Source organism: Shinella sp. M27 (genome assembly GCF_049199905.1).
Classification (GTDB): Bacteria; Pseudomonadota; Alphaproteobacteria; order Rhizobiales; family Rhizobiaceae; genus Shinella.
Genome location: NZ_JBLZPK010000020.1, coordinates 1 through 20,791 on the forward strand (window position 1 = coordinate 1; position 20,791 = coordinate 20,791).

Below are 20,791 nucleotides of genomic sequence, written 5' to 3' on the forward strand. Positions count from 1 at the left end.
GAACCCCGAAATCATCGACCGGCTTCGCGCGCGCGATGCGGAAAACGATCCGGATTGCTACGCGTCCGCCTACAGGGTGCTTGCCGAAACCGATTTTGGCGGTTTTATCGACCAGATCCGCTGCCCGACTTTGATTGCCACCGGCGAGGACGATGCGGGGTCCAATCCGCGTATGGCCCGCTACATGCATGAGCGCATCCCGGGGTCGCGGCTCACCCTCTTTCCGGGCCTGCGCCATTCAATCCTCATCGAAGCGCCTGACGTCGTCGCCGCCGCCATCGGTGATTTTCTGATCCATACGGAGGCCGCCCATGGATGAGACCTTGCGGAAGAAGGGAGAGGACGTGCGTCGCCGGGTGCTTGGCGATGACTATGTCGACCGTGCGATGGGCGCGGCCGATGCCTTTTCGAACCCCTTGCAGGACGTGCTGAACGAATATTGCTGGGGCATGGCCTGGACAGACGATGGCCTCGACCTCAAGCAACGCAGCCTCCTGAACCTCGGCATGCTGGCGGCAAGCAACCGCATGCATGAATTTGGCCTTCATTTTCGCGGCGCGATCCGCAACGGTCTCACAGACAAGGAGCTTCAGGCCGCGCTGGTGCAGATCGCGGTCTATTGCGGCGTGCCGGCCGGCGTGGAGGCCTTTCGCGTCGCTCGCGCTGTCCGCGCCGATATGGCTGGGGAAGCGACGATTTGATTTCCGTCATTTCGATGGAGCCTTGCGGTGGAAACTGCATGGGAACGCCGGAAGACGCAGGAGGCGACAGGCCTCAAGATTGATCACAACGGCAGGGAGAGGAACCCGCGCCGTCGATGACACGACAACACACAGAGGGAACAAACGCATGATCAGAACCACGATATTTGCGGCGCTCGCCGCCTCTCTCGCCCTTTCGCTGGCGGCCGCGCCGGTGCAGGCAGGCGAAGTGCTCGACCGCGTGCTCGCGGCCAAGAACCTGAAAGTCGCGACCGACGCCAACTGGGCGCCGCAGTCCTTCGTTAACGACAAGAACGAGATGGACGGCTTCGACGTCGATGTCGCCAAGGCGATCGGCAAGCATCTCGGCGTCTCCGTCGAATTCGTGACGCCCGGCTGGGACATCATCACGGCCGGCAAGTGGCAGGGCCGCTGGGACATGCATGTCGGCTCGATGACGCCGACCAAGGCGCGCGCCGAAATCTTCGATTTCCCGGCAGTCTACTATTACACGCCCGCCGCCGTCGCCGTGCACAAGGACAGCAAAGCGGAAAAGCTTTCCGATCTGGAAGGCAAGGTCGTTGGCGTGACGGCAACCTCGACCTTCGAGGCCTATGCCAACCAGGACCTGACGCTGGATGCCGCCGGCGCGCCGCCTTTCACCTATGAGTTCAAGGCGGGCGAGGTGAAATCCTACGCCAACTCCACCACCGCCTTCGACGACCTGCGTCTTGGCGACGGGACGCGGCTCGATGCCGTCGTTTCTACACTGCCGAGCATTCTCGATGCGGAAAAAGCCGGCTATCCAATCAAGCAGCTCGGCAAGCCCGTCTTCTTCGAACCGTTGGCCGTCGCCGTGGAGCGTGGCGACATGGAACTGAGCGCGAAGATCGCAGAAGCCGTCAAGGCAATGCAGGCCGATGGCACGCTGAGCAAACTTTCCACCAAGTGGTACGGTGTCGACTACACGGTCACGCAGTAACATCCTGTCGGCGCGCGGCCCGGAATCCGAGCCGCGCCCAATCCTGAAGGAGTGGTGATGCTGTATCCCGACACCGTCGAATCCGAAGTCCTCGTCCACAAACCCTGGTTCGTTGCCACTCTATTCGTGGCGGTCTTCGCTTCCTTTCTCGCGTTTAATCTGACGGGAACGTCGCTGGGCGAAGTGATGCGGCCCGTGATCGGCGAGCCGGCGGAAAGCGGTTTCTATGGACGTTTCGCTATCGCTTTCGTTATCGCGGTGGTGTTCTGCCTCAACATCATGTTGATCGGCTTCGCGTCCCTGAGGGTACAGGTCGCAGTCGTCTGGCTCGAGCTGCTGCTGCTCTTCCTCGCCTTTTTCACGACGTTCAATCTCAGCCTGCCGTTCATCGCGGAAAAGCTGCCCTTCCTCATCACACAGGGCCTCTTCACGACTATCTACGTCTCGGCGGTCTCCATCGCAATCGCCTCCATCATCGCCATTCTCGGCGCGGTGGCCAAGCTCTCGACCAACGGCTTCGCCTATGCGATCGCAAGTTTCTACACCTCCTTCTTCCGAGGGTTGCCGCTCTTGATGCAGGTCTATCTCATCTATCTCGGCTTGCCGCAGCTCGGGTTCATCATTGATGCGGTGCCGGCCGGCATCCTGGCGCTTTCGCTCTGCTACGGCGCCTACATGACGGAAATCTTCCGTTCCGGCATCCAGAGCATCGATCGCGGCCAATGGGAGGCCTCGCGCTCCATCGGCTTCGGTTTCGGCCTCACGATGCGAAAGATCATCCTGCCCCAGGCGCTCCCCGTTATCATTCCACCCACTGGTAACCAGTTTATTTCCATGCTGAAGGACAGCTCGCTCGTCTCGGTCATCGGTGTCTGGGAGCTGATGTTCCTGGCGCGCACGCTCGGTCAGAAAAGCTTCCAGCACATGGAAATGTTGATTTCGGCCGCCATGCTATATTGGGGCGTGTCGATCTGCCTCGAACTCATCCAGTCCCGTATCGAACGTCACTACGCCAGGAGCAAAGTGCGATGAGTGAGAAGATCATTGACGTCCGCAATGTCTCCAAATGGTACGGCGCCTTCCGCGTTCTGACCGATGTGAACCTGACGGTGGAGAAGGGCGAGCGCATCGTTATCTGCGGCCCGTCCGGTTCTGGGAAATCGACGCTGATCCGCTGCTTCAACCGGCTGGAGGCGCATCAGGAGGGCGATATCATCGTCAACGGTATCACGCTTCATGACAAGATGCGTGACGTCGCCGAGGTGCGCAAGAACGTCGGCATGGTGTTTCAGCACTTCAATCTCTTTCCTCACATGACCGTGCTGATGAACTGCATGGTCGGGCCGATCTGGATCAAGGGCGTGCCGGAGGCGGAAGCTCGCAAGACCGCGCTGAAATTCCTCGAGCGAGTGCGTATTCCGGAGCAAGCGAACAAATATCCGGTGCAGCTTTCCGGCGGCCAGCAGCAGCGTGTCGCGATCGCTCGGTCGCTCTGCATGCAGCCGGCTGTCATGTTGTTCGACGAACCGACCTCCGCGCTTGATCCCGAAATGGTCTCCGAGGTGCTGGAGACCATGACGAGTCTAGCGCGCGACGGCATGACCATGGTTTGCGTCACCCACGAAATGGCCTTTGCCCGCGCCGTCGCCGACCGGGTAATCTTCATGAATGCGGGCCAGATCGTCGAACAGGGGAAGCCGGACGACTTCTTCTCTAACCCTCAACATGAGCGCACAAAACTGTTCCTCGGCCAGATACTCAAACATTGAAAGATCGAATGGTATTTGCTGTCCCTAACGGGTCTCAAGTTCGTATCCCTTCAAGGCGCCAGGGAGAGTGGAGGTTTTCCACCTTTCGAACCACCAAGCACGACATGAGATATGGGGCGCGTCCGTGCTACTTGCTCGCGACCTGCAGTTTTGCCTGCTCCAAAGACCAGTACTCCATGTCGAACAGGTCGGCCTCGCCGATGGGGGTGAAGCGGCCATAGGCTTCGGCGGCGTTGATGGCGCGTGTCGCCTGCTCGCAGAGATCGCCGCCGATCATGGCGGCCTTGGCGCTCGCACCCAGCGCATAAACCCCCTCGTTCCTGACGAGGATGACGCGCGGGTAGACATCGAGCATCTGCTTTGGCTCGCTGGTGCGCGTGGCGTTGCGCGCGAAATAAGCCCTGTAGCGCTCGGCATAGGTGGCAAGCGCAGCATCGATCGCGGCGGCATGCGAATCGGCCTCGATGATCATCGGCCACGGTTTGATGCGGATGACGTGATCGGGCGTCACCGTGCCGCGCAGGCCGATCTCTTCCACGTCAGCCTTGCCCGCATGGGCGCGGATGGCGGCGGTGGAGCGATAATCCAGGAAGACGCCCTTTGCGAAAGGCGAGCCGTCACGGACAAGCGCCCTCTCCAGCCGCGACCTTAGCGCCATATCCTCCGAGCCATCGCTGGGCTGCGGGCCGGAGAGCGCCACGCCCTTCCCGGCAAGCTCCTGCTCGGCCATGGTGACGAATTCGATCATCAGCTCATAGGAGGCGCGGGCATCGTCGGCGAAGGTGAAGAGGCCGTGATTCTCCAGCCAGAGGCCTTCGCAGCCCGGATGCTCGCGGTAGATGCGATCGGCGACGATGGAAAGGTCGAAGCCCGGCATGACATAGGGCACATAGGCGAGCCGCTCGCCATAGATGCGCCGGACCGTTTCGCGCATGTCCGGCTGGTCGGCCAGCGCCAGGATGGCCGTCGCATGGGTATGGTCGACGAAGGAAAAGGGCAGGAACGCGTGCAGCAGCGCCTCGACGGACGGGTTGGGCGCGTCAGTATCGATCAGGCTGGCGCGCAGCAGCGACACCATGTCGGGGTCAGAAAGCCTGGGTCCATCTCGGGTTTCCAGCAATGGTTCGAGCCGCACGGCCGGCAGGCCCGGCGCCTCGATCGTGTCGAGGTCCCAGCCGCTGCCCTTGATATGCATCAGCGTCTCGCCCGTCGCCGACGTGACCTTGACGGAGGTGTTTCCGCCGCCGTGCAGCACGAGATCGGGATCGCCGCCGATGATGCGGGAGGTGTAGATGCGAAGGCCGAGCGCCTCGCTCTGTCCTGCCGCCAGCGCGGCCTCCACGTAGCGGGCTGCGGTCTCGTCGTTCCAGCGGCTTTTCATGCGTATCGTCCTGTTTTTCAAAATGGATACGGCGGGCAGCCGGGGCCGCCCGCCGCTCATGCGTGATCAGAAGTCGAAGTTGGCGATGTTGTCCTTGGTGAAGACCGTGCGCTCGGGAAGCAGGATGATGCCATTGCCGTCGGCTTCGTGGTCATAGCCCTGCACCTTGTTGGCCGAGACTTCGACGGTGCCGACGCCGGGGATTTCCAGCTTGTCGCCGACCTTCATCGGGCCGTTCTTCAGGACGTGATCGGCAACATAGACCGAGATCTTGCCCTGCTGCGTGACATCCCACAGGCCGAAGCGCTGGATGGTGCCGCGCTCGATATAGGGACGCATGACGTTCGGCGTGGAGAAGCCGACGATGGTGACGCCTTCGGCACGCTTCAGGTTCTCCGCGGCCTGCGCGGCGGCCGGCAGGGCGTTGGCATCGGGCGCGATGATCGCGTCGAGATCCGGATAGGTCTGCAGGATGCTTTCGGCCGTCTGCAGCGACTTCTGCGCGTCGTTATAGCCGTACTGCGTGGTGACGATTTCCCAGCCCGGATGCTCCTTGGCGATCTTCGCCTTGGCGGCTTCGGCCCAGGCGTTCTGGTCGGTCACGGTCGGGCTGGAATAGAAGAAGGCGACCTTGGCCTTTTCCTTCGTCACGCCTTCTGCCGCCATATCGACCAGCAGGCCGCCGAGCTGCTCGGGCGTGCCCTGGTTGATGTAGTAGCTGCGGCACTCCGGGTTGACGTCGCTGTCCCAGGTCATGACGAGCACGCCGCGGTCCATGGCGCGCTTCAGCGCCGGGCACAGTCCGTCCGGCGAGACGGAGGAGACGATCAGCGCATTGTAGCCCTGGTTGACGAAGTTGTTGATGAACTGCACCTGGCCGGAAACGCTGGGTTCGGTCGGGCCGTCGTAGGTGACCTTCACGCCGAGTTCCTCGCCGGCCTTCGTCGCGCCGGCGCCGCCGGAGGTGAAGAAGCCGACACCCACCAGCTTGGGGATGAAGGCGATCTGGTTTTCGGCATGGGCCGTGCCCGAGGCGAGCATGGTGCCGGCAACGAGAGCGGCGGCCAGAGCGCCGGATTTCAACATGGACTTGATCATTCTCATTCTCCTCCTGAAGTGACTGCCGCCCGGTTTTTTTTCTGTTGCCGGGCGACGGCGATGAAATCGGCCAGCATGGCGCTTCCGTGGCGCAATGCGACCGCGACAACCAGCAACCCTCCCGAAAGTGCGCTGGAAATCTGGCTGGGCACACCGGTAGCCTGCAGGCCCTGCTGCAGGTAGCCGATGACGAAGGTGGCAATCAGCGTGCCGAGGATGGACCCCTGGCCGCCATAGATGGAGGCGCCGCCGAGTACGGCGGCCGTCACCGCCGGCAAAAGCGTCGCCGAACCGAGATCGACGCGGGCCGAACCGAAATAGGCCGACATGACGAGACCGGCGATGGCGGCCGACACACCGGTGATGACATAGGTGATGGTCTGCACGCGCCCGACCGGGATGCCGGCGAAGCGTGCAGCACTTTCAGACTGGCCGGACAGGAAGACGGCGCGGCCGAAACGCGTGAAGTGCAGGAGCACGATCAGCACCAGCGCAAGCGCGAGGAACAGCACCAACGGCGCCGGCAGGCCGAGGACTTGGGCGTAGCCGAAGGCATTGAAGACCTCCGGGAAGTTTCCGATCCCCTCGTAACCGCCCGCGCCGACAAGGCCCGACGCGACCGTCGCTGTGCCCTGGAAGAGATAGAGGCTGCCGAGCGTGACGACGAGCGGCTGGATCTTCGACAGCTGGATGACGGTGGCGTTGAGAAGCCCGCAGAGCGCGCCGGCGACGAGCGCCAGCGCAATCGAGAGCGGCAGCGGCACGCCGTAGAAGGTGGCGACGCCGAAGACGATGGCAGCAAGGCCGATCACCGAGGCGAAGGACACATCGATGCCGCCGGCGATGATGACGAGAGTGAGCGGCAAAGCGACGATACCGATCTGCACGAAATCCGACGTGCCGTAGATCAGGTTCGCGACATTGAGAAAACGCGGATTGACGATGCCGAAGATGACGAGTTCGGCGACCAGCATGGCAAGGAGCGCGGTCTCCCAGCGGAAGATCAGCTTTTTCATCGGCCCGCCTCCACGGTATTCGCAGCTGTCGTTTCATCGGATGGGACCGGGCCACGCTCATGCACGGCATAGCGGCGGGCACGGATACGGCGGTCGATGATCTGGCGGATGCGCCCGTCGAGCAAAAGCACTGAAAGCAGGATGGCGCCGGCGATGAAGTCGTTCCAGTAGGCGGGGATTTTCAGGAAGACGAGGGCGCTGTCGATCGAGGTGATGAAGATGACGGCGGAAAACACGCCCGCGACCGAGCCGGTGCCACCGAGCAGGCTCACCCCGCCGAGCACGTTGACGGCGATCGCCTTCAACTCGATGCCGCTGCCGGCCTGGTTGGGAATGAAGCCGATCTGTGAAGCGTAGACGAGGCCGGCGAGCGCGGCGCAGACGCCCGTCGCGACGAAGGCGGTGAACTGAACGCGCCGGACCGGCACGCCGAGATGGTGGGCGGCGGCACGGTTGTCGCCGACCGCATAGAAGTAGCGGCCGAAGCGTGTCTTGCGCAGGAAGACCCAGGCGAGCACGATGAGAGCGAGCACCACGACGGTCAGCGCCGAGAAGCCGAAGCCGAGATTGCCGGCGAGCGCCTTCAGGCTCTGCGGCAGGTCCTCGATCCAGCGGCCTCCCGTCAGTACCAGCATGATGCCGCGATAGAGGCCGAGCGTGCCGAGCGTGGCAACGATGGAGGGAATGCCGAGATAGGCTACCATCAATCCGTTGAACGCGCCGGCGGAGGCCCCGGTCATCAGGCAGAAGAGTATGGCAAGCGGCAGGCCGACGCCGGCATTGAGCGAGACGCCCAGCACGGCGGCGCTCAGCCCCAGCACCGAGCCGCTGGACACATCGATATTGCGCGTCAGGATGACGATCATCGTGCCGAGCGAGATCAGCATCAAGACGAGGCTGTTGGAGATGACCACGGAGGCCGTGGAACCCGAGAGATAGCCGGGCGCGGCCGCGCCGATGGTAGCATAGGCGACGGCGAGAACGACGATAAGCGTTGCAACGCGGTTGCGCGCGAAAAGATCAAGCATGACGGGCCTCCGAAGCGCCGAAGGCGAGCCGGGCGATGGCGTCGACCGAGATATTGTCTGTGAGCTCCCCGCCGGACTGGCCGAAGGCCATGACCTCAACGCGGTCGGCAAGCTGCTCGATCTCGTCGAAATCCGACGAGATGAGGATGATGGCGACGCCATCGGCGGCGAGCTTGCGGATGAGATCGTAGATGTCGTTGCGCGCCGCCACATCGACGCCGCGGGTCGGCTCGTCGAGGATCAGCACCTTCGGCCGGGCAGACAGGCACTTCGCCAGCAGAACCTTCTGCTGGTTGCCGCCCGAAAGACCGCGTGCTTCCTGGCCGGGGCCGGTGCACTTGATGCCCATCGAGGACCGGAACGTTTCGAAGACCTTCCGCTCGGCACCCGGGCGCAGGAAGAAGGGCAGGCGATGTACGAGATAGGACGAGACGTTCCAGAACAGCGGCGCCTCGAGGAAGAGGCCGTGCTGCTGGCGGTCCTCCGGCAGATAAACGAGACCGCGGTCGATGCAGACACGCGGCGAACGTTTTTTCAGCTCCGCGCCGTCGAGGACGACGTTGCCCGCCGACTGGGGACGCAGACCGAAGAGCGTTTCGGCGAATTCCGTGCGGCCCGCACCGACAACGCCGGCAAGGCCGAGGATCTCGCCCGCCCGGACATCGAGGCTTATATTGCGGAAGCCCTCGCCGCTCAGGCCGCGCACGCTGAGGCGCGGCTGGCCGATCTGCGAGACCTTGCGGCCGCTGCAGTCCTTGCCGGACACCTCGGTGATCTGCACCCGGCTCATGGCGTCGATGATTTCGGCATCGCTATAGCTGTCGAGCGAGCCGGACAGCACGATGACGCCATCACGCAGAACGCTGATCGTGCGGCAGATTTCGCGGATTTCGCGCAGCTTGTGCGAGATGAAGAAGATGCCAACGCCTTGGGCCTGCAACTTGCGCACCCGCTGGAAAAGCGCATTGGTCTCGAAGGGCGTCAGCGCTGAGGTGGGCTCGTCGAGGATGAGCACGCGCGCATCGCGCACGAGGCCGCGCAGGATTTCGACGATCTGCCGCTCGGCGATTTCGAGTGCTGCGGCCTGCGCATCGAGGTCGAGCGACACCGCAAGCTCGGCCGCAAGCTGTGCGACGCGCGGGCGCAGCGCCCGTGGCGAGGCGGAAAGACCGAGGCAGATGTTTTCCAGAACGCTCTGGTTGGGCAGGATATGCGCTTCCTGCGGCACCAGATAGAGGCCGAGCTCCTGCGCATGGGCGGGTGAGGCCTGGGTGAGTGACCGGCCGTTGATTTCGATTGCGCCGGAATTGGCCGGAATGACGCCCGACATGATCTTCATGAGGCTCGACTTGCCCGCACCGTTGCCGCCGAGAAGCGCATGCACCTCCCCTGCCTGCAAGGCGAGCGAAACGCCCTTCAGCACCGGGACGGCACCGTAGGACTTCCAGATATCCGTCAGCTGCGCGACCCTCCCGGTCGCCGCTTGATCCGTCATTCCGCACCTGTTCATATGTAATTTATTACAATCATATGATCATAGCGATCGACGGCCGTCAATATGCGTACAGTGCGGGTTGTTGCCGTAAACGCGTGATATTGCGATGCAAAATATGATTTATCCGCGAAAATCAATGCATTGCCTGCACGAAGAAATTTTCGCCACCGGGAAGCGTTGACGTATCAAAAGTTTTTTTGCTATTCAAATGATCAGAAATAACCAAGGGGCACTTCATGGCGGCGGATAACGGGGAATGGAGTTATGCCGATACGGATGAGGAAATCCTCACCCGCATCGCCTGGTATTATTACAACGACGGGCTGACGCAGAACGAGATCGGCGAAAAGCTGAACATGTCGCGCATCAAGGTGTCGCGCCTGCTCGAAAGCGGCCGTCGCTCGGGCATCATCCAGGTGCGCATCAATTCGCGTTATCAGGGCTGCCTCACCCTCGAACGGCAGATCAAGGAACGCTACGGGCTGCTTGAGGCCTATGTCGTGCCGCAGCTGCCCGATCAGGACCCGAGCGACCGGCTGGGTCAGGCCGCGGCACAGTTCCTGATGCAGCGCCTCCAGACCGATGATCTGCTGGCGGTCGGCTGGGGGGCCACTGTCTCCAACACCATCCAGCGGCTTGGTCATCTCGCGAACGAGCGCAATATTGGCCTCGTCAGCCTCACCGGCGGCGTGAGCACCTATGTCGACGGCATGCGCACGGCCAATTGGGGCAGCGGTGTGCATCTGGTGCCGGCACCGCTCGTCGTGCGCGACCCGGACGTGGCGCGCAATCTTTCCTCCGAACCGGCCGTCGCGAACCTGCTCGACATGGCGCTCAACGCCACCTACCAGCTCGTCGGTATCGGCGAGCTTTCCGCCGCCTCGACGGTGGTGCGGGCCGGCTATGTCAGCCCCGACGAGGTGGAGCCGCTGCGCCGCAAGGGCGCGGTCGGCGATATCCTCTGCCAGTTCTACAACGAGCGCGGCGAGGCGCTCGACCTGCCCCTGCACGATCGGGTGATCGGCGTGAAGCTCGCGGGGCTCTCGCGCGCCGAAAAGGTCGTGGCGGCGGCCGGCGGCATTCAGAAGGTCCAGGCCATCCACGCAGCGCTGCGCGGAAAGTTCGTCGGCATCCTCATCACGGACGAGACGACGGCCGCCTGCCTCCTCGAAATCAAGGACTGAACCGCCATGACGACGACATACCTGCTGGCCGTCGATGCCGGCACCGGCAGCGGCCGGGCCGTGATCTTCGACGAAAACGGCAACCAGATCGCCAGCGCCCAGCACGAATGGTGGCACAAGACCGATCCGCGCTTTCCCGGCTCGATGGATTTCGACGTGGAGGGCAACTGGGCGCTACTTTCGCGCGCCATCCGGCAGGCGATCGCCGAGGCCGGCATTGCGGCCGCCGACATCCGCGCCGTCAGCGCCACCAGCATGCGCGAGGCCATCGTCGCCTATGATCGCGGCGGACGGGAAATCTGGGCCTGCGCCAATGTCGACAGCCGCGCCGGCAGCGAAGTGCGCGACCTCAAGCGCGATTTTCCGGACCTCGAAAGCGAGCTGTATACGCAAAGCGGCCAGACCTTCGCGCTCGGCGCACTGCCGCGCCTGCTCTGGTTGAAGCGCAACCTGTCCGACGTCTATGCCCGCATCGACCGGATCAGCATGCTGTCCGACTGGGTGCTCGCACGCCTGTCCGGCGTCATCGCCAGCGATCCGTCCAATGCGGGAACGACCGGCCTCTACAGCCTTTCGAAACGCGACTGGTTGCCGGAAGCCATGGCCAAGGCCGGCATGCGAGACGATATCTTCCCCGAAAGCGTCGAGCCCGGCACGGTCATCGGCCGTGTCACGGAAAAGGCCGCCGATGAGACCGGCCTTGCCTCCGGCACGCCTGTCGTCATGGGCGGGGGCGACTGCCAGAGCGGGGCTGCGGCCATCGGCGTCGTCAACGAGGGCGATTGCGCCGTGCTCGGCGGCACCTTCTGGCAGCAGGTCGTGAATGTCGGTCCTGACGTCTCCGACCCGTCCATGGACCTGCGCATCAATCCGCACGTCGTGACCGGCCTCAACCAGGCCGAGGCGATCAGCTTCTTCGTCGGCATCGTCATGCGCTGGTTCCGCGACAGTTTTGGCGCGGAGGAGGTGGCGGCGGCCGGCCCGGGCGGCGATGCCTACCGGCTGCTGGAGGAAAAGGCGGCGAACGTGCCCGTTGGCGCGCACGGCATCATCCCGGTCTTCTCCGACGTCATGCATTACGGCAACTGGTATCACGCAGCCCCTTCGCTGCTGAACCTGTCCATCGATCCGGAAAAATCCGGCAAGGCCGCGATCTTCCGTGCCTTGCAGGAGAATGCGGCAATTGTCGCGGCGCGCAATCTGGCGGCCATCTTCAAACTGTCGGGCAAAACGCCCGACAAGATCGTCTTTGCCGCCGGCGCATCGAAATCCGCCCACTGGTCGCAGATCCTGTCGAGCGCCACCGGCCTTCCGGTCGTCACGCCCGTCGTCAAGGAAGCGACCGCGCTCGGCTGCGCGGCGGCAGCCGCCATCGGCATCGGCCTGCGCCGAAATTTCGTCGAGGTGGCGGACGGCTGGGTGCGCTGGGACAGGCACTTCGAGCCGGATTTCACGCACAAGGCCATCTATGACGAGGCAGGCGAGCGCTGGGCACGGGCCTACGCGCTGCAGCGTCAGCTCGTCGACGAGTGCGTCACCACCCCCATGTGGAAAGCACCGGGCCTTTGACCCTTTCATCTAGGACTTCAACATATAACAAGGAATAAGACATGCTCATCCAGATGGTCAGCATCAACGTCAAGCCGGGCCATGCCGCGGAGTTTCTCGAGGCGTTCCGCATCAATTACGAGGGCACCCGGCAGGAGCGGGGCAATTTGCGCTTTGACGTGCTTCGCAATCCCGAAGATGAAAACAGCTTCACGATCTACGAAGTGTTCACCTCGCCGGAAGCCGTCGACGAGCACCGCAAGACCCCGCACTATCAGGAATGTGTACGCCGGATCGACCCGATCCTCGCAGGCCCGCGGACCAAAACCTTTTTCAATGCCGAAATGGCAGATTTCCTCGGCACCTAAATCAGTAACGGCGCGTGGCGCGACAGCGTTTTCGTCTGGCCTCCGGGGAACTGTGTGACGACTTTGCAAGCCTCATGGGGCGTTTCGATGCGGTGATAACGACCGCGTCAGCCTCCGAAGCGCCGCGCATGGACGACGTTACCTTCTGGGATGATCTTGAAAAGTCGAGTTTCGCTCTGCCGTGGAATCTGACGGGCTATCCCGCAATTGCCATATGCATGGGGTTCGGGCCACAAGGACTTCCGCTCGCCGTACAAGTCGGAGGCAGGCCTTTCGACGAACCAACTCTTTTCCAAGTGGTAAGTCTACGAAGACTGGAGTCTCTTCGTTCATGTTCGTTTACTTGGTGTGAGGTTGAGTGGGAGGGAGATTACGTCCAGGCTCCAAAAGCCTGGCCATGAAGAGAGCTCAGCCGTAGCTGGCAGCGCTGAGCACGGCCTTGACCGAAGCCGTGGCGATATCGTCGTCTATGCCGACGCCGAAAACCTTGCGGCCGTCAGGTGCGCGGCATTCGAGATAGGCGACTGCCTGGGAATCCGTGCCGCGTTTCAGGGCATGTTCGTGATAGTCGAGCACCTCCAGCGCGACACCACAGCCTTCTTCCAGTGCCGAGACGGCGCTGGAGATCAGACCGTTGCCGCGACCCGTGATCGCGATTTCGCGACCTTTGTGACGGATGCGTCCGGCAAAGACGCGCTGGTTCCCGGTTTTACGCGAACTCCCATCGCGATAGCTGACCAGCTCGAACTCTTGTGGACCGGTCAGATGGTACGCCTCTTCGAAGATCGACCAGATCATCGCGGCCGTGATTTCCTTGCCACTGCTATCAGCGAACTCCTGGACACGACGGCTGAGATCGATCTGGAGCGACCGCGGCAGTTTCAGGCCTTTGTCCTGTTCGACCACCCAGGCGGTGCCACCCTTGCCGGACTGGCTGTTGACGCGAATGACAGCCTCATAGGCCTCACCGATATCCGCCGGATCGACTGGCAGATAGGGCATCTCCCAAATGCCGTCGTTGCGCTGCCCATGGGCGGTGAACCCTTTTCGGATCGCGTCCTGATGCGAGCCGGAGAAGGCGGTATGCACCAGTTCGCCGGCATAGGGATGGCGTGGATGCACCGGCAGTCCGTTGCAATGCTCGACGGTCTTCACGACGTCGCGGATCGCCGGAAAATAGAGTTTCGGATCGACCCCCTGCGTGTAGAAGTTCAATGCCAGCGTCACCAAATCGACATTGCCGGTCCGCTCACCATTGCCGAACAGGCAGCCCTCGACACGATCCGCACCGGCAAGCAATGCTTGCTCGGCCGCTGCCACGGCCGTTCCCCGGTCGTTGTGCGGATGAACGCTGATGACTACCGCATCGCGGCGCGAGATATTGCGGCAGAACCATTCGATCTGGTCGGCATACACATTCGGGGGCGCCACCTCTACCGTCGCCGGCAGGTTGAGGATCGCGGGGCGTTCGGGCGTCGGCTGCCAAACATCCAGTACCCGTTCGCAGATCTCGAGGGCGAAGTCCGGCTCCGTGAAGCAGAAAGTTTCTGGCGAGTATTCGAAGGTCCAGTGGGTTTCAGGCCGCTTCAGGCTTTCGTCCAGCATCGCGGTGACGCCGGTAACGGCCAGATCGACGATCTGGTGCCGCTCCATCCCGAAAACGACACGGCGAAACAGCGGAGCCGTTGCGTTGTAAAGATGGACGATCGCCTGCCGCGCCCCCTCCAGCGACTCGAAGGTGCGGGCTATCAAGTCCTTGCGAGACTGGGTCAGTACCTGAATCGTTACGTCATCGGGAATCCGATCTTCTTCGACCAGGGCGCGCACGAAGTCGAATTCGGTCTGGGACGCCGATGGGAAGGCGATCTCGATTTCCTTGAAGCCGACGGCGAGCAGCATGTCGTAAAAGCGCAGCTTACGTTCGACATCCATCGGATCGGCAAGCGCCTGATTGCCGTCGCGCAGATCGGTGGACAGCCAACGGGGCGCTTTCGTAAGCCGGTTGGACGGCCACTTGCGATCTTGCAAATCGATAGGAGAAAAGAAAGGGCGATATTTGATTTCTGGATTGGTCAACATGGCGTTATCCGTTGCGATGCGATGCGATGTGTGAAGGATTTGACACGGCCGACTACGATCGCCGGGAAGCCGTCAGGCCCGACGACCGCCGGTAAGTCGCAGCGCATGGGAAATCACCGCACAGGGAAGTGGATGGGCCGCGCGCGCAACGACCACGCCGAATGCTGCTGATTGCGGCACTTCGATGCGGTCAATGAGGCAGTTGGGGCGGACACCTGACGAAAACTTCCTGCTGTTGGATGGCCTACCTTATGGGTCCCAAAATTGATATTCTAACGCCTGATGATCATTTATCGTCGTGAAAGGATCAATTTTGAAGACCGGTGTAAGCATTACTGACGAAATCGCCGTCATCGCGCATGACGGGCCCCGGTTTTCGGGGCCGAAGCACAGTCACGAACAGGCTCAGCTTCTCTATGCGGTCAGTGGGGTCGTATCGATCAAGACGGACGAGGGTACCTGGGTGGTCCCGCCAAGCCGGGCCGTCTGGCTTCCGCCGAAGCTGGAGCACGAAACGTCGAGCCATGCGGGCGTGCAATTCCGGTCACTTCTGATTGACACCAGCGGTATGCAGGGGCTCCCCGACGCATGCCTTGTCGTGGCAATCACACCTCTCTTGCGAGAGCTGATCCTGAAACTCGCCAACCTTGCTGAGAATCCTGGAAGCCGGGACAGAACGGACGCCGTCGTCAGGCTGCTTCTGATGGAACTTTCTTTCCAGCCAGCACAGCCGCTCAATCTGCCGACGCCGAAACATCCCGAGCTGACGCAGATGTGCGAGCGGTTCCGCAACGATTTGGCGGAAACGCTCTCCGTTGAAGATGCCGCCGCCTTACTCCACATGAGCCGAGCGACCTTCATGCGGCTGTTCAAGCGGCAAACCGGCATGAGTTTCGGACAGTGGCGCCAACAAGCACGAATGCTCGATGCCTTGACGATGCTCGCCGAAGGCAAAAGCGTCCTCGATGTGGCTTTGGAGTGTGGTTACAACAGCCCGAGTGCCTTTTCCGCCATTTTCCGCCGATCGCTCGGGTGTCCACCTAGTGCTTATTTTTGAGCTAAGCCCTCAAATCACCTAGCTGGCGTCATCGAGGCCTCTTCGACGTCGATTTCGCGGACGTTGGTGTTGGACATGATCAAGATGATACTTGATGAGACGACAGGCGCATCGGGGGAGGAGAAGATGAGTAAGATCGATGCGGGGTTGGAGGAAAACTATAAGCAGACGATGTATTAGGAAGCATCTGCAAAGCCATCCCGCCACACAATGGCAGGCCCGTCTATTGGGAGACATCGTGGCAGCGCCACAGGCCGAATTGGAGTGTGACTTGCTACGCGAAAACACAGTCCGACATGACCGCAACCGGCGCAAAGTGGCGATCGGGTCGAGATCAGACCACGCTGGTCGGGGACATCTTCCATTCCGCCGCCATTAAGATTCAACGAGTTAGTTGTCTGGTGTCGAAAACTTCTAGTTCGGATCCCTTCAAGGCGAGAGATGGTGGTTGATTTCTATGCCTATGGGTTCAGCTTTGGGCTTGATTTTGCGCCCATTCGCAGCAATCGCGTTTGCCTCCTGAAGGAGAAAATCTACCACGCCGCGGATATCGAGAATGTCGATGTCCATGCCGAACGCACCGGTCGCATAGGGGACGTACAAAATCCTGTACTTCTTGCTACCGTCCGAAGCGCACTCGGCGGCGCTGCGCATCTCGTTCTGGGTGAATTCGAACTCTAAGGCCTCATTGAAGTACGACTTCACTTCGTAACGCCACTCCACCTCGATTGTCTGGTCGTCACAAACAAGCCAAGCTTACCACTGCGGCTTGACCCCCACCTTTTCCCGCTCCCGTGATTGGTCGACTACGCCGTCAGCGGAACGCGCTGAATGGATCGGTGTGTCCGTCGAAGGAGGGCATATGTCCAAGCATGGGCAGAACGCGCTTGAGCACAGCTCCGCCTAGCGGCACGGCGTTCCAGCCTGACGTCCGGAATCCGTGGGTTTCGGGAAGTCCCTTCGGCTCATCGAGAAGGGTGAGTATAAGGAATCGGGGCTCTTCCACCGGCACCACACCCATAAAGGAGGTGATATTCAGCGTCTTCGAATAACGCCCGCCGACGACCTTCTCAGCTGTGCCCGTCTTCCCGCCGATCCGGTAGCCGATGATGCGGGCGTTGCGGGCTGAACCCTGTTCGGCGTTGAGGAAGAGCAGGAAGCGCATCGCCTCGCTCGCATTCGGGCTGACGAGTCTGGAGGCGAGCTTGCGCGTCTCGACTGGATCGCCCTTGATAAAGGTCGGACGGATCAGTGTGCCGCCGTTGACGAGTGCGGCGACGCCCATGCTCGCCTGAAGGGGGGTAACGGCAATACCGTGCCCGAAAGACGCGGTTGCTGTGGTGATGTCGCCCCACTTCCGGGGAAGCATCGGCGTTGCGGTCTCCGGCAGCTCCGTTCTGAGCGTTTCCATCTGGCCGAACCGACGCAAGAATTCCTGATGATAGTCCTTGCCGATCTGCATCGCGATCTTTGCCATGGAAATGTTTGAGGAATAGATGAACGCTTCCTGTAAGGAAAGCGGCCGGTACTTGCCTTCGAAATCGCGGATACGCATGTGCCCGAAGGCGACTGGTTTGCTCGCGTCAATCATTGAGCGCGTCGTATATTGACCGGATTCCAGAGCCATGGCCGTCGTCAGCGCTTTGAAGGTCGATCCCATCTCGAAGACGGACGCGGCGATCCGGTTGATTCGATCGGGTTTCAGGGCGTCGGCCGGTGCATTCGGATCGAAGGTCGGCAGAGAGGCCAGCGCTAGGATTTCTCCCGTGTTCACATCGAGGACGAGACCTGCGCCAGCCTTGGCGGCGTACCTCTTTATGGCCTTCCCGATTTCGTCTTCGAGCGCATACTGAACGCGAATATCCAGCGAGGTCATGATGGGATTGAGGGCGCTGCTCTTGAGATCGATGCCGCTTTGCCGCAGCGTTGCGAGCCCGTTGGTTTCAATCCATTTCTCGAGGCCCGAAATACCGATATTGTCGACATTGACCGCCCCGAGCACATGCGCCGCGAGTGTACCGTTGGGGTAGATCCGCTTCTTGTCACGCTGGAAGCTGAGACCGGGAATGCCGGCGTTCCAAAGAGCCTGCTCTTCCTTGGGGGTGATGTGTCGCCTGATCCAGGCGAAAGCGCCTCTGGCCGACAGGCGGCGATGGAGTTGCTTTCGGTCGAGGTCCGGAAGGGTCGCGGTAATGCGTTCGACCGCGTCGTCGATATCCACCATGACACGCGGCGAGGCGTAGACGCTGGTAATCGGAATGTCCATGGACAGCACGACACCATTACGGTCCAGGATCGCTGGCCGGCCGTTCGTGCTGTTTCTGAGTGTGAAAACCTGTTCTGGCGGAGCCTGGACGCCCAGATGGATGAGTCGACCCAAAATCGTCAGGACAGCGATGGAAAAAACGCCCATGATTACGACCGTGCGTTTGCGCATTGACGATCTGTGCGCGACGGTAGGACGATGGATTGCCATGGTCAGTAAAGCCCGCCGGTACTTTCGAGAAGGCGCGCTCGCAAGGGCTCGTCGATACCCTCAGGACGATCGCTCACATCGGGTGCCCTGTCCTCTTCGCCGATCACGCCGCAGCTGGCCGCGCAAGGGCCTGTGCCGGGTTTGAAGGCTTCGAGGAGGGAGCCGGTGCCCTCGGACGGAACGCCGCTGCGTCGTTCGATGCGGTGGAACGCCATGCCTTTCGGCGGGATGAACTCAATGCGCTTGCGGCCGGCGAGGGCCACCTTCATGAAGTCGATGAAAACTGGGGCGGCAAGCCCTCCGCCGGTTTCGCCTGAGCCCAGATGCCTCGGGATGTCGTAGCCTATGAAAATGCCGGTCACCAACTCTGGTGTGTAACCGACGAACCAGACGTCCTTCTCGTCGTTGGTCGTGCCTGTCTTGCCAGCGACCGGCACGCCTAGAACCTTAACGCTGCGTGCTGTTCCGCGCTCAACGACGCCTTGCAGCATGGAGGTGATTTGGTAGGCTGTCATCGGATCGAGGACGTAATCCCTATCGTCTGTGATCTCGGGCTCTGGTTGCCTGCTCCAGGCCGATACATTGCAATCTGGACAATACCGGGAGTCCTGTCGGAAGATGGTGCGACCGCTACGGTCCTGGATCCTGTCGATCATCGACGGGCGCACGTCTCGACCGCCATTGGCGATTACGGAATAGGCTGAGACGAGGCGCATCAATGTGGTCTCGCCCGCCCCAAGCGACATGGGCAGATAGGGTTGCAGTTGATCGTAGAGGCCAAAGCGTTTGCCGTAATCAACTACGACATCCATGCCGACGGCCTTGGCGAGCCGAACGGTCATTTGATTGCGGCTGTTCTCTAAGCCGACACGTAGGGTGGACGGTCCGCCAGAGCGACCATCGTAATTCTTTGGCCGCCATATGCGTCCGGCACCATCGGGTATGGCAAGTGGGCCATCAAGCACAAGAGTTGTCGGTGTGTAGCCGGTATCAAGTGCGGCGGCATAGACGAAGGGTTTGAACGACGAGCCGGGTTGGCGGTAGGCTTGCGTCGCCCGGTTGAACTGTGATTGCGCGTAGGAAAAACCTCCTGCCATGGCGATAACGCGGCCCGTACTGGGCTCCATAGAAACGAGCGCGCCTTGAACCTCCGGGGGCTGACGCAAGCGGTATCCGTCTTTCGTTTCTTCAACGTAGACCACGTCCCCCGTTGAAAAGACCGGAAAGGAATCGTTGGCACAGCGACGGCGGCCGTCAGAAGGCCGGCACAAAGCCCAGCGATTTGCCTTGTCCATGAGAACCGCTCTCACGGTCCCATCGATCTGCACCGTCAATGCGTTCGCGGAGACCTCGGTGACGAGGGCGAGCTGCCATTCCGGAACATCGGCAAGAGGCTTTGTCCTTTTCCGCGCATGCTGCCAGGTTTCACCGTCTGTCAACCGCGCGACCGGTCCGCGGTAACCCTTCGCCTCATCATAGTCGACCAGCGCTTTACGCAGGGCGCGCATTGCGGTCGCCTGGAGATAGGGATCGAGTGTCGTGCGAATGGTGAAGCCTGCGGTGTAGAGGCCTTCGCCACCGTATTGCGCAAGCAGGAACCGTCGCACCTCTTCCGTGAAATAATCGTTCAGCGGCGTGGTCGGGCGGTCATCGTTGAGTTTGACCAAAAGTGGCTCCTCAACAGCCTTGGCGGCCTCTTCGCGGCGAATGAACCCATTCTCCTGCATCTGCGCAATGACCCAGTTGCGCCGGCCGACTGCCTTCTCGCGGGCGTCTAGGGGATGGTAGTTGTTCGGCCCCTTCGGGAGCGCTGCCAGATAGGCCGCCTCCGCAATAGTGAGTTCATCCACGCCTTTGCCGAAATAGCTGAGAGCAGCCTGCGCCACACCGTAGGCGCCGACGCCGAGATAGATGTCGTTAAGATAAAGCTCCAGGAGCTGATCTTTGCTAAAACTCTGGTCGATCCGCAGTGCCACCAGTGCCTCTTTGAGCTTGCGCTCGAAGGTGCGGTCGGAATTCAGCAGGAAATTCTTGGCGACCTGCTGCGTGATCGTCGAGGCGCCGACGAGCCGGTCGCCGGAGAGAGCTTTCCCGACATTGGATAACAGCGCACGTGCGACGCTTTGCAAGTCAATACCGGGATGCTGATAAAAATTCTTGTCCTCCGCTGCGAGAAACGCGGCACGCACCCGTGCGGGAATCCGCTCAAGTGGTAGGAAAAGCCGCCTCTGCCTTGCAAATTCGGCGAGAGCCGAGCCGTCCCTCGCATAGAGGCGTGAAGTAAGTGATGGCTTCCAATGTGTCAGCGCGTTATAATCTGGGAGGGTTCCCGTAAGACTATGGACCGTGGCCAATGCAATTGCTGCGGTCAGCAGTATTATATTAAATGCGGCGTTTAAGGAATTCACGATAATAATCATAGACCAACCTGTTCGCGCAGTTTTGGCATAGGAAAAATCCAGCCGCGCCCATGCCGCAGCCTGCCATGCTCAATACTTTTTGCTGTCCGCCTCTATCGTGGACGACCCGATGCCATGTTGATACAGGCTGCATAGGCCCAAGCCAAATGACGATATCTGGTGGTAGCCATTAGAAAAATGAGGCCATAC

General features: G+C 61.3%; 19 protein-coding genes. 10 read left to right on the forward strand and 9 right to left on the reverse strand.

The annotated features are described in order from the left end of the window. From ACOZK4_RS07655 to ACOZK4_RS07675, 5 genes are all read left to right on the forward strand, one after another. Positions 1–319, forward strand: a 319-nt coding sequence (locus tag ACOZK4_RS07655) for an alpha/beta fold hydrolase (protein WP_421591383.1), incomplete at its 5' end; no start/stop codon positions are given. Further along, positions 312–701 (forward strand): carboxymuconolactone decarboxylase family protein, encoded by a 390-nt coding sequence (locus ACOZK4_RS07660; RefSeq protein WP_421591385.1) that lies wholly within the window; start codon positions 312–314, stop codon positions 699–701. The genes ACOZK4_RS07655 and ACOZK4_RS07660, both read left to right, overlap by 8 nt. 148 nt (positions 702–849) lie before the next feature. Further along, positions 850–1,683, forward strand: coding sequence for a transporter substrate-binding domain-containing protein (locus tag ACOZK4_RS07665; RefSeq protein ID WP_421591387.1), 834 nt, complete (start codon positions 850–852; stop codon positions 1,681–1,683). 57 nt (positions 1,684–1,740) lie between these two features. After that, the gene (locus ACOZK4_RS07670) at positions 1,741–2,715 is read left to right on the forward strand and encodes an amino acid ABC transporter permease (protein WP_421591388.1); all 975 of its coding nucleotides are present in this window, start codon (positions 1,741–1,743) and stop codon (positions 2,713–2,715) included. Continuing rightward, entirely contained in the window at positions 2,712–3,452 is a 741-nt protein-coding gene (locus ACOZK4_RS07675; RefSeq protein ID WP_421591390.1) for an amino acid ABC transporter ATP-binding protein, read from the forward strand. The genes ACOZK4_RS07670 and ACOZK4_RS07675 overlap by 4 nt, the downstream gene beginning before the upstream one ends. 127 nt (positions 3,453–3,579) lie before the next feature. Here ACOZK4_RS07675 and ACOZK4_RS07680 read toward each other — a convergent pair whose 3' ends face one another. The 5 genes from ACOZK4_RS07680 to lsrA all read right to left on the reverse strand — a co-directional run bounded on the left by ACOZK4_RS07680 (position 3,580) and on the right by lsrA (position 9,470). Beyond that, positions 3,580–4,833 (reverse strand): class II aldolase, encoded by a 1,254-nt coding sequence (locus ACOZK4_RS07680; protein WP_313529899.1) that lies wholly within the window; start codon positions 4,831–4,833, stop codon positions 3,580–3,582. 66 nt (positions 4,834–4,899) lie between these two features. Beyond that, positions 4,900–5,931, reverse strand: a complete 1,032-nt coding sequence (gene lsrB / locus ACOZK4_RS07685; RefSeq protein ID WP_241600925.1) for an autoinducer 2 ABC transporter substrate-binding protein LsrB — start codon at positions 5,929–5,931, stop codon at positions 4,900–4,902. A 2-nt stretch (positions 5,932–5,933) separates the two neighbouring features. Beyond that, positions 5,934–6,947: an ABC transporter permease subunit gene (locus ACOZK4_RS07690; protein WP_313529903.1), complete on the reverse strand. Its 1,014-nt coding sequence runs from the start codon at positions 6,945–6,947 to the stop codon at positions 5,934–5,936. Further along, positions 6,944–7,975 carry an autoinducer 2 ABC transporter permease LsrC gene (gene lsrC, locus ACOZK4_RS07695; protein ID WP_313529906.1) on the reverse strand — a complete coding sequence of 344 codons (1,032 nt, stop codon included), beginning with the start codon at positions 7,973–7,975 and terminating at the stop codon, positions 6,944–6,946. The genes ACOZK4_RS07690 and lsrC overlap by 4 nt, the downstream gene beginning before the upstream one ends. Next, positions 7,968–9,470 carry an autoinducer 2 ABC transporter ATP-binding protein LsrA gene (gene lsrA, locus ACOZK4_RS07700; RefSeq protein WP_313529909.1) on the reverse strand — a complete coding sequence of 501 codons (1,503 nt, stop codon included), beginning with the start codon at positions 9,468–9,470 and terminating at the stop codon, positions 7,968–7,970. The genes lsrC and lsrA overlap by 8 nt, the downstream gene beginning before the upstream one ends. Positions 9,471–9,706: 236 nt before the next feature. Here lsrA and ACOZK4_RS07705 point away from each other — a divergent pair, with 236 nt between their 5' ends. Genes ACOZK4_RS07705 through ACOZK4_RS07720 form a run of 4 tightly spaced genes read left to right on the forward strand, consistent with a single transcriptional unit; the run spans position 9,707 to position 12,971 of the window. After that, positions 9,707–10,654 carry a sugar-binding transcriptional regulator gene (locus ACOZK4_RS07705; RefSeq protein ID WP_421591393.1) on the forward strand — a complete coding sequence of 316 codons (948 nt, stop codon included), beginning with the start codon at positions 9,707–9,709 and terminating at the stop codon, positions 10,652–10,654. 6 nt (positions 10,655–10,660) lie between these two features. Further along, the gene (gene lsrK, locus ACOZK4_RS07710; protein ID WP_421591395.1) at positions 10,661–12,223 is read left to right on the forward strand and encodes an autoinducer-2 kinase; all 1,563 of its coding nucleotides are present in this window, start codon (positions 10,661–10,663) and stop codon (positions 12,221–12,223) included. Positions 12,224–12,264: 41 nt separating this feature from the next. Then, on the forward strand, positions 12,265–12,570 hold the full coding sequence (locus ACOZK4_RS07715; RefSeq protein WP_313529919.1) for an antibiotic biosynthesis monooxygenase: 306 nt from the start codon (positions 12,265–12,267) through the stop codon (positions 12,568–12,570). Between the two features lie 14 nt (positions 12,571–12,584). Continuing rightward, positions 12,585–12,971, forward strand: coding sequence for an amidase family protein (locus ACOZK4_RS07720; protein WP_409530391.1), 387 nt, complete (start codon positions 12,585–12,587; stop codon positions 12,969–12,971). Positions 12,972–12,978: 7 nt separating this feature from the next. Here ACOZK4_RS07720 and leuA read toward each other — a convergent pair whose 3' ends face one another. After that, positions 12,979–14,649, reverse strand: coding sequence for a 2-isopropylmalate synthase (gene leuA / locus ACOZK4_RS07725; protein ID WP_421591397.1), 1,671 nt, complete (start codon positions 14,647–14,649; stop codon positions 12,979–12,981). Positions 14,650–14,962: 313 nt separating this feature from the next. On the opposite strand from leuA, the gene ACOZK4_RS07730 reads away from it, so the two are divergent. Beyond that, positions 14,963–15,706 carry a helix-turn-helix transcriptional regulator gene (locus tag ACOZK4_RS07730; protein WP_313529925.1) on the forward strand — a complete coding sequence of 248 codons (744 nt, stop codon included), beginning with the start codon at positions 14,963–14,965 and terminating at the stop codon, positions 15,704–15,706. A 429-nt stretch (positions 15,707–16,135) separates the two neighbouring features. On the opposite strand, the gene ACOZK4_RS07735 is transcribed toward ACOZK4_RS07730, so the two are convergent. The 3 genes from ACOZK4_RS07735 to ACOZK4_RS07745 form a co-directional block, all read right to left on the reverse strand. Then, complete coding sequence (locus tag ACOZK4_RS07735; RefSeq protein WP_421591399.1) at positions 16,136–16,429, reverse strand: hypothetical protein; 294 nt, start codon at positions 16,427–16,429, stop codon at positions 16,136–16,138. Between the two features lie 91 nt (positions 16,430–16,520). Continuing rightward, positions 16,521–18,143 (reverse strand): penicillin-binding protein 2, encoded by a 1,623-nt coding sequence (locus ACOZK4_RS07740; protein WP_313529930.1) that lies wholly within the window; start codon positions 18,141–18,143, stop codon positions 16,521–16,523. A 41-nt stretch (positions 18,144–18,184) separates the two neighbouring features. Continuing rightward, on the reverse strand, positions 18,185–20,602 hold the full coding sequence (locus ACOZK4_RS07745) for a penicillin-binding protein 1A (RefSeq protein WP_421591401.1): 2,418 nt from the start codon (positions 20,600–20,602) through the stop codon (positions 18,185–18,187). Between the last annotated feature and the right edge of the window lie 189 nt (positions 20,603–20,791).